Origin of the sequence: Pseudomonas sp. URMO17WK12:I11, from assembly GCF_007677725.1 — a bacterium.
GTDB lineage: Bacteria > Pseudomonadota > Gammaproteobacteria > Pseudomonadales > Pseudomonadaceae > Aquipseudomonas.
On sequence record NZ_VEDF01000036.1, the window covers coordinates 1 to 869 of the forward strand.

At 58.1% G+C, this 869-nt stretch carries 1 protein-coding gene; it reads left to right on the forward strand.

The genetic code is table 11. The features are described 5' to 3' along the window. On the forward strand, window positions 1-869 hold an 869-nt coding region (locus FS665_RS23120), incomplete at both ends, for an elongation factor Tu (RefSeq protein ID WP_145193654.1).

Below are 869 nucleotides of genomic sequence, written 5' to 3' on the forward strand. Positions count from 1 at the left end.
CTGGTTTGCTCGGCCGCCGATGGTCCGATGCCACAAACCCGTGAGCACATCCTGCTGTCCCGTCAGGTTGGCGTTCCGTACATCGTGGTCTTCCTGAACAAGGCTGACCTGGTAGACGACGCTGAGCTGCTGGAACTGGTCGAGATGGAAGTTCGCGACCTGCTGTCCACCTACGACTTCCCAGGCGACGACACCCCGATCATCATCGGTTCGGCTCGTATGGCGCTGGAAGGCAAAGACGACAACGAAATGGGCACTACCGCTGTCAAGAAGCTGGTAGAAACTCTGGATGCCTACATCCCTGAGCCAGTTCGTGCCATCGACCAGCCATTCCTGATGCCGATCGAAGACGTATTCTCGATCTCGGGTCGTGGTACCGTGGTAACCGGCCGTATCGAGCGTGGTATCGTCCGCGTTCAGGATCCGCTGGAAATCGTTGGTCTGCGTGACACCACCACCACTACCTGCACCGGCGTTGAGATGTTCCGCAAGCTGCTGGACGAAGGTCGTGCTGGCGAGAACTGCGGCGTTCTGCTGCGTGGTACCAAGCGTGACGACGTTGAGCGTGGTCAGGTTCTGGTCAAGCCAGGTTCGGTCAAGCCGCACACCAAGTTCACCGCAGAAGTCTACGTTCTGTCGAAAGAAGAAGGCGGTCGTCACACGCCGTTCTTCAAAGGCTACCGTCCACAGTTCTACTTCCGTACCACTGACGTGACCGGTAACTGCGAACTGCCGGAAGGCGTTGAAATGGTAATGCCAGGCGACAACATTCAGATGACTGTCACCCTGATCAAGACCATCGCAATGGAAGACGGTCTGCGCTTCGCTATCCGTGAAGGCGGTCGTACCGTCGGCGCCGGCGTCGTAGC